Below are 15,244 nucleotides of genomic sequence, written 5' to 3' on the forward strand. Positions count from 1 at the left end.
CTTTGACCACGTTTGCCAACCCTTTCGGACGTCGCAAAGTTCACGATCCGCGGAGTGACACGGGCGTCATGCGCGTGTCAGAAATTCGCGACCGTCTTCAGGCCGAACACCAATGCGTTGGCGTTCCTGCTGGTGCCGCCGGGGTCGATCACGTACTGGACGTTCGGTCGCACTTGCAGGCCGGCGAGCGGCCGATAGGTGTAGTAGAGTTCCATGACGTATTCATTGCCCTGGACGGCGACGGGACCAAGGCCGGCCAGATTCTGCAGCTCTTCCGAGCAGGCGATGCGGCCGTTGACATGGGTGGTGCCGACCGCAAATCCGATATCGTCCTCGGGTCGCAACTGGAATGGGCCGGTATAGGTCAGGCCGCCGGCGATTTGATAATCGGTGGTGGCGGTCCGGCGGTCGGCCATGGTCGCATTGAAGAACAGGCTGAGCATGCCCGCGGAGCTCGCTTGCGACGGGCGGAGCACCTGCTGAACAAAGCTGACATAGGCCCCGTAACGTCCGCGGCTCTGCAGCAGCGGTTGCCCGCTGAGCACGGCCGGGTTGCCGTTGATGTCGGTGACCGCATCAGGGGCATTCGACGTATCGTACCAGCCGCCGAACTTGTAGCTGCCCTGCAGATTGCCGAATTTCGGCAGCCAGGCGATCTCGGCCGGGATGAGAAGGCCGGTGGATCCCGAGTAGAACACCGGAAGCGCCGACTGCGACACCTTCAGATAATTGGGATTGGCGTCATAGACGCCGAACTGAAAATAGCCGAAACCCGGCAAATTGAATTTCAGCCTGGTGGCCCACTGGCTGACCGGCCAGTTGTAGATGTAATTGCCGACGAGGTTGCCGGGCTGCGCGCCGCAGAAGGTCAGGTTCTGGAAGTCGCACGCGAAGGATGCGAAGTCTTCGCCGAAGGTGATGCGTCCGATCTTCCAGTCGACCAGGCCGCCGATGAATTTCTGGTCGTACCAGAACTGCGTGAGCCGCAGCGTCTGGCCGCGTCCGAACAGCTCCTGCACCTGCTGTAGCGTGCCGAGGCGCGCGTCATCGCTCAGATTGCTGCCGTTGCGGTCGGTCCATGTGACCTGGATCGTGCCGCCGGGCACGACGCCCAGCTTTGCAAGATCGAACGTCGTGCCGAAGGTCCATTGATCGGTGTAGGCGACCTGCTGCCGCTGGCCACCCGTCGCATTGCCGGCAAGCTCGCTGGTGTAGCCGAACTGAAAATCGATGCCGGCATTCAACAGCCGGGTTCGCGCGCCGTCCCAATCGCCGAGCAGCCAGGGGACCGGTGCCGGCGCCGGGTTGGCCGCCGCGCCTTGAGCCGTCAGATCGGCGGCATGTGCGAGCTCACCGCCTGCGCAGACCGCCAGCGCTGTGAGACCCAGCCAGAGACAGAACGCCGTCGGATGCTTCGCTCGGTCGCCGGACGCAAGCATGACGACGCTCTCCGGGTTCAATCCTTCAACGCGTAGGCGATGACGTAGTCGCCGCGCTTGGTGCCGAACGAGCCGTGGCCGCCGGCCGCGGTGACGACGTACTGCTTGCCGCCGGCCTCGTAGCTCATCGGCGTCGATTGCGCGCCGGCGGGCAGGCGATCTTCCCACAGCACCTTGCCGTCGCGCACGTCATAGGCGCGGATCGTGTACTCATAGGTGCCGGTGTAGAACGCGACGCCGCCGGCGGTTGTGATCGGCCCGCCGAGCATCGGCACGCCCATCTTGAACGGAAGCGGCAGCGGCGTGGTGTCCCGGATCGTGCCGTTCGGATGCTGCCAGACGATCTTCATCGTCCTGAGATCGATGGCGGCCATCGAGCCCCATGGCGGCCGGTAGCACGGCACGGAGAGTGGCGAGAGGAAGCTCGAGATATCCACGCCGAACGGCGTGCCGTACATCGGCTGCGTCCCGATCTCGCTGCCGACCGGCTTCTCGGCGGTGGGCGCCGGAGGATTTTGCGGACCGCGCGGAATCAGCCGTGACGCGAACGGCAACGACATCGGATTGGCGATCGCGATCTGCCGCACAGGATCGATCGCGATGCCGCCCCATTCGAACATGCCGAGATTGCCTGGGAAGACCAGCGTGCCCTGCAACGACGGCGGCGTGAACGTGCCCTCGTAGCGCAGTCGGTGGAACATGATCCGGCACAGCAGCTGGTCGAAGATCGTGCCGCCCCACATGTCGGCGCCGGTCAGCTTGGCCTCCGGCCGGAACGTCAGCTCGGAAAACGGCTGGGTCGGTGCGGAGCGGTCGCCGGGCGCAGGGCCCTGCGGCACCGCACGTTCCGGCGCCGGCACGATCAATTCGCCGGTCCTGCGGTCGAGCACGAAGATGTTGCCCACCTTGGTCGGCTGGATGATCGCGGGAACGATGCCCTTGGCCGTCGTCACATCGACCAGGCTCGGTTGCGACGGAATGTCCATGTCCCAGAGATCGTGATGCACGGTCTGGTACGACCAGATACGCTTGCCGGTGTCGACATCAAGCGCGACGATGGAGCTGGAATAGCGCTCGACCAGCGCATCGCGATTGCCGCCCCAGATGTCGGGTCCGTTGTTGCCGGTTGGGATGTAGACCAGATTCAATTTCGGATCGAACGAGGCCGTGATCCAGGAATTCGGTGACCCGTTGGTGTAATGCCGCGTCGGTGACGGCAGTGCGTTCTCGTCGGCTGCAGCGGAGTCCCAGGCCCAGACCAGTTTGCCGGTGTAGACATCGAAGCCGCGGATCACGCCCGACGGCACTTCGACGGCGTAGTTGTCGATCACCGCGGCAGCGACGACCAGGATCCTGTCGCCGACGACCGGCGGCGAGGTCGGCTCGAAGAAGCCTGCGGTCTTGATCCCCATCCCTTGCTGCAGGTCGAGGACGCCGTGATCGGCAAAGCCATCGCAGAGCTTGCCGCTGTCGGCATCGAGCGCGATCATGCGGCCGTCATTGACCGGCAGGAAGATCCGGCGTGGGCAATCGGCGGGCGCCGGATTGCTGCTGCTGTCGACGGCACCTGCCGCGGTCTCGTGATAGGAGACCCCGCGGCAGGTCATGTGCTGGAACGTCTTGTTGTGCACGAGCTTGGGGTCGTATCGCCAGCGCTCGGTGCCGGTCCTGGCGTCGAGCGCGAACAGCACCTGATGCTGCGAGCAGAGATAGAGCGTGTCGCGCACCTTGATCGGGGTGACCTCGAAGGTGGTCTCGCCGGAATCCTCCGGTGTCTTCACGTCGCCGGTGCGGAAGGTCCAGGCAACCTTGAGCTTGCCGACATTGTCTGATGTGATCTGCTTCAGCGGCGAATAGCGCTGCCCGAATTGCGTGCGTCCATAGGCGCGCCAGTCGCCATCGGGTTGCGGGTCGGCTTCGCTCTGTTGCACGGCAGGCCCGGCTTCGGCAATCGTGCCATTGATGTCGTGATAGCTCGACAGCAACCCGACCACGAGAACAGCCGCAGCCGCCACGACGCCGACCCAGAGCGGCGCCGTGGCGCGTGCGTATGACACCGGCTCGTTTCGGACGAGCCCGCGAACCATCACCGGTGTCAGCAGCCAGAGCGCCATCGGGAAGATGATGTCGCCGCGCGCCGCGAGCGGCCACCAGTCGAATTGCACCTCGTAGAGGGCCCAGGCCAGCGTGCCGACCAGCACGATCGCAAACAGCCAAAGCGCAGAACGGCGCCGTGCCAGCAAGAGCGCAGCGGTCGCGAGAATGCCGACGCCGATGACAATGTAAGAGATCGATCCGCCGAGCGCGGCGAGCCAGATGCCACCGCCCGCGAGGACCAAGCCGATCAAGGCGTAGACGACACCCGTGACAAAGACGGCCCTGGATCGCGGCATGGCTGCACCAGTGCGGAAGAGGCACCGGGCTTGTCCTGCGCAAGCGCAACAGACCGCGTCCGCTTTCAAGAACTGTGGTTCAATCAACAGTAACTTGCAACCGGGAACTGCGGCGATGATGCAACACAAGCGTGCCAAGTTGCGCCATCGATTCCTGGCGCAGCAAGATCATTCAAACCGCGTGCACTTTGTTCAACAAGGAGCAACGCCAGGTGCGTGGCACTGACGCAGAGGTGACGGGTGCTCAGCGAATCTTGACTCGACGTGCTCTTCCAGTTCTGCGCCAGCGCTGCTTTATACCGTTCCGCGCGTTTCATCGCAGATGCCCGGCTCGCAGGAGAAGCACGAATGACATTGAACCCGACGGCCAGGAATTATCGTGTCGCGGTCGCTGCCTATGAGGCGGGCCGGCCCAGCTATCCGGCGGAGATCGTCGCCGCGCTGCCGCTGCAGGACACGCGCTGTGTCGTCGATCTCGGAGCCGGAACCGGCAAGTTCACCCGCCTGCTGCGTCCGCATTTGTCCGGGACGGCGCGGCTGGTCGCGATCGAGCCGGTCGCCGAGATGTCGGCGAAACTCGCGAACGAAGCAGGGATCGAGGTCATCAACACCCGCGCCGATGCGATCGCCCTCGAAACCGGCAGCGTCGATCTCGTGACCTGCGCGCAGGCGTTCCACTGGTTCGACAACGAGCCGTCGGTCGCGGAGATCGCGCGCCTGCTGCGTACCGGCGGGACGCTGGCGCTGGTCTGGAACAACAGGGATGACCGCGCGCCGTGGGTCGACGCGTTGTCGGTCATGATTGAGAAATATGCGGGAGACACACCCCGGCAACGCTCCGGGCACTGGCGCTGGATCTTGCACGATCCCCGCTTCGTGCTCGAGAAGGAAATCGTGCAGGACCATCCGCACCGGATGGCGCGCCAGGGTGTCTATGAGCGTGTGGTGTCGACCAGCTATGTCGCCAATCTTCCCGATGCGGAAAAGGCGGGTATTCGCGACAGGACCGACGCCATCCTGCGTGAGGCCGGCCTCGGTGATGCCGACGAGGTGGTGTTTCCTTATGTCACGCAGCTCTTCTTGCTGAAGCGGGCATAGAGCATTTTTCGAGACCTCGCTATTGCGCGGCGTGTCCTTGCTCGACTGCCTGCTTCAGGCGCGGCAGCGCCATGCGCCAGTAGAACGCGACATGCTTCGCGCCGGAGTCGGCGCCGATTTCCCACCCCTGTCCGCGGCGGATCGGCGATGGCGGCACTTGCTGGGTGACGGTCAGCAACGTCTCGCCGCCGTCGGCCGCGAGCGTCATCGTGATTGTTGCATAGGATTGCGGAATATCCGGTAGGCCGGAGACCTGCGACCAATAGGAATATGCGAGCCGTGACGGCGGTTCGACATGGATGACGCGGCCCTTGTCGCGATAACGCTTCGCGCCGATCTCCGCCTCGATCTCGATCGGTGCGCCGACCTGCCAATCGGTGTTGAAATGCGCGTTGCGCCATGTCTCGCCGGCCTTGGGGTCGATGATCGCGTCCCAGACATGCGTTGGCTCCGCGGCAATGCGGATCGACTCGGTGACAGTCTGCAAAGCCGAGGTTTCGTTCGTCATCAAATGCTCACTTGTCACTTACGACTTTCCATTTCCCGTCCCCGCCACGCCGCAGCGCCGGATCGCCGGTGCGGATGTGCTGCGCGAGAAAGTCGATGAAGGCGCGGACCCGTGCCGGCAGCGGACCGGCGTGGCCGACATAGACCGCGTGGATGTCCTCGCGATCGCCGGGATTGAGATTTTGTAGCACCGGCACCAGGCGGCCGGCCTCGATATCCTCGCCGATATGAAACAGCGCCAGCCGTCCGAGGCCGATGCCGCCGAGCGTGAGCTGGCGCGCGGCTTCGCCGTCGCTGACGCGGGCGACCGGCGGCGGCAGCGCCTCCTCGATCTTTTCAGCGCGGCGGAACGGCCAGCCGCGGATGCTGCGCGGAAACGTCCAGCCGATGCCGCGATGGGTAGCAAGATCGGCCGGGGTCTTCGGGGTGCCGAAGCGCGCGAGATAGGACGGGGCGGCGACCACCACCATGCGGCTGGTGCCGAGCTTGCGCGCGATCAGCCGCGAGGCGCCGAGCGGGCCGACGCGGATCGCGACGTCGGCGCGCGCCTGCATCAGATCGACCAGCGTGTCGGTCAGCACGATGTCGAGCGTGATGTCGGGATGCTCGCGCATGAAGCGCGGCAGCAGCGGCATCACTTGCAGCATGCCGAACGGGATGTTGCTGTTCACGGTGAGATGGCCGCGCGGCACGCATGAAGCGGCCTCGCGTTCGGCCTCGTCGATGTCGGCGAGGATGCGCTGGGCGCGCTGATAGAAGGCCTGGCCTTCCTCGGTCAGTTGCAGCTTGCGTGTGGTGCGGTTGACCAGCCGCGTGCCGAGCCGCGTCTCGAGCCGGGAGACCAGCTTGCTGACGCCGGACGGCGTCTGGCGCAGGCTGTTTGCGGCCGCCGTGAAGCCGCCGAGATCGACGACGCGGACGAACACGTCCATCTCGCCGGAGCGGTTGGTGTCTGTTCGGGACATCTTGAATTCACGTCACAAATGATTGGATTCTGGCCATTCTAATCCTTCTCGGTCCGGACCGCTATGTCGCATTGCGGAATCCTTTCCCTCCGGAGCGACACATGCCTCTCGCAGTCCTTGCCTTGACCGCCGGTGCCTTCGGCATCGGCACCACCGAATTCCTCATCATGGGGTTGTTGCTGCAGGTCGCCGCCGACATGCAGGTATCCTTATCCGCGGCGGGCTTGTTGATTTCCGGCTACGCGCTCGGCGTGTTCGTCGGTGCGCCGATCCTGACGCTGGCGACGCGGCGGATGCCGCGCAAGGCGGTGCTGCTGGCGCTGATGGCGATCTTCACGCTCGGCAACGCGGCCTGCGCGCTGGCGCCGAATTACGAGCTGCTGATGGCGGCGCGCATTTTGACCTCGTTGGCGCACGGCACCTTCTTCGGCGTCGGCTCGGTGGTCGCGACCAGCCTCGTGCCCGAAGACAAGCGCGCGTCGGCGATCGCCACGATGTTCATTGGCCTGACGGTCGCGACCCTGCTCGGCGTTCCCTTCGGCGCCTGGTTCGGCCTGATGCTCGGCTGGCGCGCGGCGTTCTGGGCCGTGGCAATGATCGGCGTGCTCGCCTTCATCGTGCTGGCGGTGCTGGTCCCCGGTCATGTCGGCGCCAATGACAAGCCCGCGCCGCTGCGCGAGGAGCTCGCCGTGCTCGGCCGCCCGCAGGTCCTGCTCGGGCTTGCCATGACGGTGTTCGGCTTCGGCGGGCTGTTCGCGGTCTTCACCTATGTGCAGCCGATCCTGACCCGGCTCACCGGATTTTCCGACGCCGCGGTGTCGCCGATCCTGCTGGTGTTCGGCGCTGGGCTAGCGTTCGGCAACGTCGCGGGCGGCCGGCTCGCCGACAAGGGGCTCGCGCGTGCGCTGCTGGTGTCGCTCGGTGGCCTTGCCGCCGTCCTCGTCGCGCTGGCGGCGGTGATCTCGATCAAGGCATTGGCGGTCACGCTGTTGTTCGTGCTCGGGATCGCGGCGTTCGCGACCGTCGCGCCGCTGCAGCTTCGCGTGCTCGAAGCCGCCGGTGTCGAAGGGCGGACGCTGGCGTCCAGCCTGAATATCGCGGCCTTCAATCTCGGCAACGCGCTCGGCGCCTGGGCCGGCGGCGTCACCATCGATCGTGGCTTCGGTCTCGGCGCGCTGCCGCTGGTTGCCGCCGTCATCACCGCGGTCGGGCTATTGCTTGCGCTGTGGAGTCTGCGCCTCGACCGGCCGGTCGTCCTCGCCACGCAGTGCCCGGCCGAATGAACCGGATCAAGGGAGTATGACAATGGAATATCGCAATCTCGGTGCGTCCGGCCTGAAGGTCCCGGTGCTCAGCTTCGGCACCGGCACCTTCGGCGGTCAGGGACCACTGTTCTCGGCCTGGGGCCGCAGCGACGCCAGTGAGGCGCGACGGCTGATCGACATCTGTCTCGATGCCGGCGTCAATTTGTTCGACACCGCCGATGTCTATTCGAACGGCGCCTCGGAGGAGATCCTCGGCGCCGCGATCAAGGGCCGCCGCGACAAGGTCTTGATCTCGACCAAGACCGGCCTGCCGATGGGCGAGGGTCCGCTCGATGCCGGCACGTCGCGCTACCGCCTCGTCGCTTCGGTCGATGCGGCGCTGAAGCGGCTCAACACCGACTACATCGACCTTCTGCAGCTCCATGCCTTCGACGCCTTCACGCCGATCGACGAGGTGCTGTCGACGCTCGATGCGCTGGTGCGCGGCGGCAAGCTGCGCTATGTCGGCGCTTCGAATTTCTCCGGCTGGCACCTGATGAAATCGCTCGGAATCGCCGAGCGGCACGGCTGGCCGCGTTACGTGGCCCACCAGGTCTACTACTCGCTGGTCGGCCGCGACTATGAATCCGAGCTGATGCCGCTCGCGCTCGACCAGGGCGTCGGCGCGCTGGTCTGGAGCCCGCTCGGCTGGGGCCGGCTCACCGGCAAGATCAGGCGCGGGCAACCATTGCCGGCGAACAGCCGGCTGCATGAGACCGCGCAGTTCGGGCCGCCGGTCGACGACGAGAAGTTTTACGCGATCGTCGACGCGCTGGACGTCGTCGCCACAGAGACCGGCCGCAGCGTGCCGCAAGTTGCGATTGCCTGGCTGGTCACGCGGCCCAGCGTGTCGTCAGTCATCATCGGCGCACGCGATGAAGCGCAGCTTCGCGACAATCTCGGCGCAGTCGGGTGGTCGCTCTCGGCAGACCAGATCGCGCGTCTCGACAAGGCAAGCGCGGTGATGCCGGCCTATCCGTACTACCCTTACCGAATCCAGGACGGTTTTGCGCGGCTGAACCCGCCGCCGGTGTGAGCCGGCCGCCGGCCTACCAGCGTCACGGTCTCACGCCTGCGCGGGATGCTCGCAGACTTGCCGGCGGTATTCCGCCGGCGTGACGTTCATGTGCTGCCGGAACACACGATTGAGGTGGCTCTGATCGGCAAAGCCGCTCAGCAGCGCGATCTCCTTCAGCGCCACGCGGTCCTTGCGCAGATGCTGGCACGCGTGTTCCACCTTGCGCCGAAGGACATAGGCATGCGGCCGCGTGCCGTAATGCACGCGGAATTTGCGGGCGAACTGGATCGGCGTGCAATTGCAGATGTTCGCCAGCTCCTCCAGCGTGATGTTCCGGAAGATGTTCTGCTCGATATAGTCCTCGATCAGCCGGGCGTGCGCCGGGCGGAAGCGCCCTTGCGCGCACGGCATCTTGAATTCGATCGCGGCATATTTCCGCAGGATGTGCACGCTCGCCTGCAGCGCCAGCGCGTCATAGCAGAGGCGTCCACCCGGACCGCCTGCGGCAACCTCCTGGACCATCTGGTCGTTGATCCAGGTCAGCATCGGATCTTCGGCCTTGAGCAGGTCGTGAAGCTCGATCGCTTCGGCGTCGCGGTCGAAGGCATCGCTCGCGGTCTTCATCATGAGCGCTGGAGCGATATAGAAATGGGTGACCTCGATGTCGTTCTTCCAGTGCCAGCTTGATGGCTCGGCGCGGGTCAGCAGCGACGTGACGCCGCGACCGACGTGATCCTGCTTCCACGCACCGGTGACGCGACGGTTCATCGACGTCACGCCGTCGCGATAGAGCACGAGCAGGAAGTTTTCCGACGGCGGAACCCAGATATCCGATGGCTCATAGCGGAAGATCCGCAGCCGGAAGTCGCTCCTCCCGACTGAGGCGCTGTCCAGCTTCAGCTCACCGGGCGCATAGCGCGGCAGCTCCTCGACCGTGATCAATTGGCCCATCGCGCGAGCCTCCTCCGTGGAATCCGTGGCGCGGTTGACCGCTTCTTCTTGGCTGGACGTCTGAGCGCAGGATAGGCCGCTTTCGCGGTTTGCCAAGGCGACCAACGGCCGATGGCTCGATTGAACGGCGGCGTTCCAGAGATTGTCGGTTTCATCCAAGCCGCTCGGTCGCACGACCCGTAGCCTGCTCTGCGTCTCGGCGACAGCGCCAGCGGCCGAGACCCAATTGACGCAACGCACCATCGCCCGGCGACACGGCGGGTATGAGCGCGTGCGAAGCAAGACAACGGGAGGAAACGATGACCGAGACCGTCACAAGGTCGAATGGAAGCAATGGTGCGCGTGCAACGACCAAGCTCGACGCTGTGGTCGTCGGGGCCGGCGTCGCCGGTCTCTACCAACTGTTCCGCCTGCGCGAACAGGGACTGAGCGTGAAGGCGATCGATGCCGGGTCAAGCGTCGGCGGCACCTGGTACTGGAACCGTTATCCCGGCGCGCGCTTCGATTCCGAAGGCCACACCTATCAGTATTTGTTCTCCGAGGAACTCTACAAAGGCTGGAGCTGGAGCGAGCGGTTCCCGGGCCAGCCCGAAATCGAGCGCTGGCTGAACTACGTCGCCGACCGCCTCGATCTCAGGAAGGACATCCAGTTCGGCACCACGGTCAAGAGCGCGCACTTCAACGAGGGGACGCAGCGCTGGCTGGTGACGACGGACAAGGGCGAGGTGATCGACACCCAGTTCCTGGTCACCTGCTGTGGCATGCTCTCGGCGCCGCACGTGTCCTTCCCGGGACAGGAGACCTTCAAGGGCGAGCTGTTCCACACCGCGCGCTGGCCGAAGGGACCGATCGAGCTCGCGGGAAAGCGCGTCGGCGTGGTCGGCAACGGCGCGACCGGAATCCAGGTGATCCAGTCGATCGCCGGCGAGGTCGGTCATCTCAAGGTGTTCATCCGCACCCCGCAATACATCATCCCGATGAAGAACCCGAAATGGGATGCGGCGGATGCCGCGGCCTACAAGTCGAAGTTCAAGTTCCTCACCGAACGGCTGCCGAAGACGTTCACCGGATTCGAGTTCGACTTCGAGCACGTCTGGGCCGACCTGACGCCGCCGCAGCGACGCCAGGTGATCGAGGATTGCTGGAATGACGGATCGCTCAAATTGTGGGTTTCGTCGTTCGCCGAATTGTTCTTCGACGAAGCCATCAACGCCGAGATCACCGAATTCGTGCGCGAAAAGATGCGCGAGCGGATCAAGGATCCCAAGCTCTGCGAACAGCTGATTCCGTCCGACTACGGTTTCGGCACGCACCGGGTGCCGCTGGAGAGCAACTTCCTCGAGGCCTTCCACCGGCCCAATGTCGAGATCGTCAGCGTCAAGAACAATCCGATCGCCCGCATCACATCCGAAGGCATCCAGACCGCCGACGGCACGGTCCACGCGTTCGACGTCATCATCCTCGCCACCGGCTTCGACGCCGGAACGGGGGCATTGACGCGCATCGACATCCGGGGTCGCGAGGGGCGATCGCTGAAGGACGATTGGGGCAGGGACATCCGCACCACGATGGGCTTGCAGGTCCATGGCTATCCGAACCTGTTCACGACCGCGGTGCCGCTCGCGCCGTCGGCGGCGCTTTGCAACATGACGACCTGCCTGCAGCAGCAGGTCGAGTGGATCGCCGATTGCATCAAATATCTGCGCGGCAAGAACCTCAACGTCATCGAGCCGACCAGGGATACCGAGGATCAGTGGGTGGCGCATCACGACGAGACCGCCAACGCAACGCTGATCGCCAAGACCAACTCCTGGTACCTCGGCTCGAATGTCGAGGGCAAGCCGCGCCGGGTGCTGTCCTATTGCGGCGGCGTCGGTACCTATCGCCAGAAATGCGATGAGGTCGCCGCGAGCGGCTATCAGGGCTTTGCCATTCAGTAGCGCCTGATCGCGATACGGCGCTGCGGTCTTCGCTGACCGTGCCGCCGCCCACGATCGATCATATCACAAGATAGAATATGGGAGGACGACAATGAGCATGAATTTTGGTGCGGCAGCAGATGCGATTCTCGACGGCGTCGTGACATCCAACCCGCGCGTTCCCGGCGTCGTTGCCATGGTGACCGACCGCCATCGCAACATCTACGAAGGCGCCGCCGGCAAGCGCCGTCTCGACCAGGCCGCGGACATGACGACCGACAGCGTGTTCGCCATCTTCTCGACCACCAAGGCGATTACCGGGACAGCGGTCCTGCAACTCGTCGAGGAGGGCAAGCTCGATCTCGACGCGCCGGCCAAGACCTACGCGCCCGACCTCGGCAAGCTCAGGGTTATCGAGGGTTTTGACGACAAGGGCGAGCCGCGGCTGCGTGCACCGAAGCGCGACATCACCACGCGCATGCTGATGGTCCACAGCGCAGGCCTGGGCTACGACTTCATCAATCACACCTATAATCGCCTCGCGCAGGAGAAGGGGCAGCCCAGCGTGATCACGGCGTCCAAGGCGTCGTTGATGACGCCGCTGCTGTTCGATCCCGGCGAGCGATGGGAATACGGCACCAACCTGGATTGGTGCGGCCAGATCGTCGAGTCGATCGCCGGCCGCCGGCTCGGCGAGGTCTTCAAGACGCGGATCTTCGAGCCGCTCGGAATCCAGGACACGGCATTCGAGCTCACCGACGCGATGCGCCGCCAGCTCGCCGGCATTCACGCCCGCAACGCCGACGGATCGCTCACGCCGATGGATTTCGAATTGCCGGCCAATCCGGAGATCCATATGGGTGGCCACGGGCTCTACGGCACCATCGGCGACTACATGCGCTTCATCCGGATGTGGCTGAACGACGGCGCCGGCGAGCATGGCCGGGTCCTGAAAGCCGAAACCGTGCGGATGGCGGAGAAGAACCATCTCGGCAACAACAAGGTCACCGCCATTACCGGCGTGATCACCTCGCTCGCCAACGACGCCGAGTTCTTCCCCGGCCAGTCGAAATCATGGGCGCTCAGCTTCATGATCAATGACGAGCAGGCTCCGACCGGCCGTCCCGCCGGCGCGCTCGGCTGGGCCGGCCTCGCCAACCTGTTCTACTGGATCGATCGCCAGAACGGCTTCGGCGGATTCTGGGCGACGCAGATCCTGCCGTTTGGTGATCCGACATCCTTCGTCGGTTACATCAATTTCGAGACCTCATTCTACGAGGCCCTGAAACTGCGCAAGGCGGGTTAAACCTGCGGGAACGCCATGCGCATGCAGGCGCCGCCGGACGGCGCCTGATCGACGTCGATCCGGCCGCCGTGCAGACGCATGATGCTCTGCACGAGATCGAGGCCGAGGCCGGCGCCGCGCCCGCCCGGATGTAGCCGGCGGAACGGTTCGAAGATCTGCTCGCGTTCGTCCGGCGGAATGCCGTCGCCGTCGTCGCTGACCTCGATCTGGCCGGCTGACGTCACCCGAACCAGGATCGTGCCGCGACGCTGCCCGTGGTCGACAGCGTTCTGCACGAGATTGGTGAGGGCCCGTTCGAGCGAGGTCTGGTCGCCGGTCACCATGACCGTCTCGCCATCGTGCTCAAACGACATTTCATACCCGGCCGCGAAAGCCAGCGGCGCGAGGTCGAGCACGACCTGCCGCGCGATGCCGACGAGATTGACGGGGCCGAACGTGTCGGCGCGCTGATCGAGCCGCTGCAGGTCCAGCAGCTGGCCGGCCATGACGCTGAGGCGGGTCGCGTCTTCGAGCAGATGGGTCTTCTCCGGTCCGGCCTCCAGCGAAGCGACCCGTGTCGAGAGGATAGCGATCGGCGTGCGCAGCTCGTGCGCGGCATCAGCAAGGAAGCGGCGATGGCGTTCGTAACCCTTGTCGAGGCGGTCGAGCGCGGCATTGATGGCCTTGACCAGCGGGGTGATCTCGACCGGCACCTCGTCGAGCGGCAATTGCGCGCCGCGCTGGTCGATGTCGATGCGTTCGGCCTGCGCCGCGACCAGTGCGAGGCCTTTCATTGCCCGGCGCACCACGAAAGGGGTCGCGACCAACGTCGCCAGCGTCATCAGCACGACGATCGGCAGGATCATGTTGAGGAACAGCTGCGGTGTGATCTGCAGGGCTCGCCACATCGAGAGCTCGCCGTATGTTCCGGTCAGGATCTGGACTGATCCAGCCGACGTGTCGACCGATTTGACGAGCCCAGCGGGACGCGCGGCCACGGCGTCGTTCCACTTGAGCACCGCCTCGCTGACATGCTCGAGGGCCGATGCGATCGGTGCGAATTGCGAGGGCACGGTGCCCTCGGAGATCTGGTGACCGTCAGCGTCGCGGATGATGAACCAGAGATCGGCGTGCTCGGCGCGCAAGGCGGCCAATTCCGGTGTCTTGCGCAGCGTCAGTCCGCCCGCTTCATCGCGTGTGATGGCGTCCCTCAGCGTATCGAGGGTGCTGCCTTGGTACTCGCCGATCAAGAGCCCTGCCCACAGCAGCCCGATCGCGGCGGCCCCGATCAGCAGAATCAGGAGAGTCAACGCAACGGCCTGCAGACCCGCGAGGCGTCCGACCAGGCGCCAGGTGAGGGATCGCGGTCGCAGCAGGCTCACGGTGTCTCTCGCAGCATATAGCCTAGGCCACGAACGCCGTTGATGGTGACGCCGGCGTCGGCCTCTGTGAGCCTGCGGCGCAAGCGCGACACATGACTGTCCAGCGCATTGGGCTGCACGTCGTCGTCGAGGCCGTAGACCGCCTCCATCAGCGCGGAGCGCTGCACCATGCGTCCCATCCGATGCATCAGTGTTTCAAGCACCAGCCGCTCGCGACGCGGCATCTCCAGCGGGCGTCCGTCGACGCTGGCCTCGCGATGGGTGAAGTCGAACGACAGGCGGCCGATCCGCGCGGCATGCTGCTGCACGTTGGCGGGCCGGCGCAGCAGCGCGCGCAGCCGAGCCAGCAGCTCCTCGAACGCAAACGGCTTGCCGAGATAATCGTCCGCACCGCTGTCGAGGCCCGAGATTCGGTCCGCCAGCTCGCCGCGCGCGGTCAGCACCAGCACCGGCACGGTGTTGCCGCTCGCGCGCAATTTCGGGATCAGCGACAGCCCGTCGCCGTCAGGCAATTGGCGGTCGAGCACGATCGCGTCGTAAATTCCCGCTGCGGCAATCGCCTCGGCTTCCAGAAGATCCGGCGCGTGATCGACCAGCATGTCGTGGCGAGCGAGTGCCGCACGCAACGCCGCGACCATGTCCGGCTGGTCCTCCACCAACAGCACCCGCATTTCGTTGTCTCTACCTCCGCATCGATCTGCCGACTTTATGTCTCATTCATTGCGGCAACCTTGCGGTTTGCTCCGCGTGATTGCGTCGTACGCCAAAATTTCGCACGCGCGTGGATTCGCGACAGGCTCGCGCAAGCTTCGCATGAGACAGAAGCGTGCATCGGGACGATCGAATCGTCTCGACACCGACCGGCACTGCTCAACCGACGGGAGCCTACCACACATGATGGTGGGCCCCCGCAATGCGAAAGACACGCGAATGCTCTTGTTATCGAATCCGCGGCGCCAGACCGATTGCGCGCTCACCGTGCG

General features: G+C 65.0%; 12 protein-coding genes. 5 read left to right on the forward strand and 7 right to left on the reverse strand.

Annotated features, from left to right (window positions below; translation table 11 throughout):
- Positions 1–77 precede the first annotated feature (77 nt).
- Positions 78–1,439 (reverse strand): carbohydrate porin, encoded by a 1,362-nt coding sequence (locus BraRD5C2_RS39110; protein ID WP_223977801.1) that lies wholly within the window; start codon positions 1,437–1,439, stop codon positions 78–80.
- Positions 1,440–1,456: 17 nt separating this feature from the next.
- On the reverse strand, positions 1,457–3,832 hold the full coding sequence (locus BraRD5C2_RS39115) for a membrane-bound PQQ-dependent dehydrogenase, glucose/quinate/shikimate family (RefSeq protein ID WP_223977803.1): 2,376 nt from the start codon (positions 3,830–3,832) through the stop codon (positions 1,457–1,459).
- A gap of 348 nt (positions 3,833–4,180) precedes the next feature.
- On the opposite strand from BraRD5C2_RS39115, the gene BraRD5C2_RS39120 reads away from it, so the two are divergent.
- Positions 4,181–4,930, forward strand: coding sequence for a class I SAM-dependent methyltransferase (locus tag BraRD5C2_RS39120; protein WP_223977805.1), 750 nt, complete (start codon positions 4,181–4,183; stop codon positions 4,928–4,930).
- A 19-nt stretch (positions 4,931–4,949) separates the two neighbouring features.
- Here BraRD5C2_RS39120 and BraRD5C2_RS39125 read toward each other — a convergent pair whose 3' ends face one another.
- Positions 4,950–5,438 carry an SRPBCC family protein gene (locus BraRD5C2_RS39125; protein WP_223977807.1) on the reverse strand — a complete coding sequence of 163 codons (489 nt, stop codon included), beginning with the start codon at positions 5,436–5,438 and terminating at the stop codon, positions 4,950–4,952.
- Positions 5,439–5,445: 7 nt separating this feature from the next.
- Entirely contained in the window at positions 5,446–6,402 is a 957-nt protein-coding gene (locus BraRD5C2_RS39130) for a LysR family transcriptional regulator (RefSeq protein WP_223977809.1), read from the reverse strand.
- A gap of 101 nt (positions 6,403–6,503) precedes the next feature.
- Here BraRD5C2_RS39130 and BraRD5C2_RS39135 point away from each other — a divergent pair, with 101 nt between their 5' ends.
- Positions 6,504–7,685, forward strand: a complete 1,182-nt coding sequence (locus BraRD5C2_RS39135) for an MFS transporter (RefSeq protein WP_223977811.1) — start codon at positions 6,504–6,506, stop codon at positions 7,683–7,685.
- Positions 7,686–7,707: 22 nt separating this feature from the next.
- The gene (locus BraRD5C2_RS39140) at positions 7,708–8,742 is read left to right on the forward strand and encodes an aldo/keto reductase (RefSeq protein ID WP_223977813.1); all 1,035 of its coding nucleotides are present in this window, start codon (positions 7,708–7,710) and stop codon (positions 8,740–8,742) included.
- A 30-nt stretch (positions 8,743–8,772) separates the two neighbouring features.
- Here BraRD5C2_RS39140 and BraRD5C2_RS39145 read toward each other — a convergent pair whose 3' ends face one another.
- Complete coding sequence (locus BraRD5C2_RS39145) at positions 8,773–9,675, reverse strand: helix-turn-helix transcriptional regulator (RefSeq protein WP_223977815.1); 903 nt, start codon at positions 9,673–9,675, stop codon at positions 8,773–8,775.
- Positions 9,676–9,974: 299 nt separating this feature from the next.
- Here BraRD5C2_RS39145 and BraRD5C2_RS39150 point away from each other — a divergent pair, with 299 nt between their 5' ends.
- Both BraRD5C2_RS39150 and acmB read left to right on the forward strand, forming a co-directional pair.
- The gene (locus BraRD5C2_RS39150) at positions 9,975–11,615 is read left to right on the forward strand and encodes a flavin-containing monooxygenase (RefSeq protein ID WP_223977817.1); all 1,641 of its coding nucleotides are present in this window, start codon (positions 9,975–9,977) and stop codon (positions 11,613–11,615) included.
- Positions 11,616–11,706: 91 nt separating this feature from the next.
- The gene (acmB, locus tag BraRD5C2_RS39155) at positions 11,707–12,900 is read left to right on the forward strand and encodes a methyl acetate hydrolase AcmB (protein WP_223977819.1); all 1,194 of its coding nucleotides are present in this window, start codon (positions 11,707–11,709) and stop codon (positions 12,898–12,900) included.
- On the opposite strand, the gene BraRD5C2_RS39160 is transcribed toward acmB, so the two are convergent.
- Positions 12,897–14,252, reverse strand: a complete 1,356-nt coding sequence (locus BraRD5C2_RS39160; protein WP_223977881.1) for a sensor histidine kinase — start codon at positions 14,250–14,252, stop codon at positions 12,897–12,899. The genes acmB and BraRD5C2_RS39160 overlap by 4 nt on opposite strands.
- Positions 14,253–14,257: 5 nt before the next feature.
- Entirely contained in the window at positions 14,258–14,932 is a 675-nt protein-coding gene (locus tag BraRD5C2_RS39165) for a response regulator transcription factor (RefSeq protein WP_223977821.1), read from the reverse strand.
- Positions 14,933–15,244 lie beyond the last annotated feature (312 nt).

Source organism: Bradyrhizobium sp. RD5-C2, assembly GCF_019972155.1.
Taxonomy (GTDB): domain Bacteria; phylum Pseudomonadota; class Alphaproteobacteria; order Rhizobiales; family Xanthobacteraceae; genus Bradyrhizobium.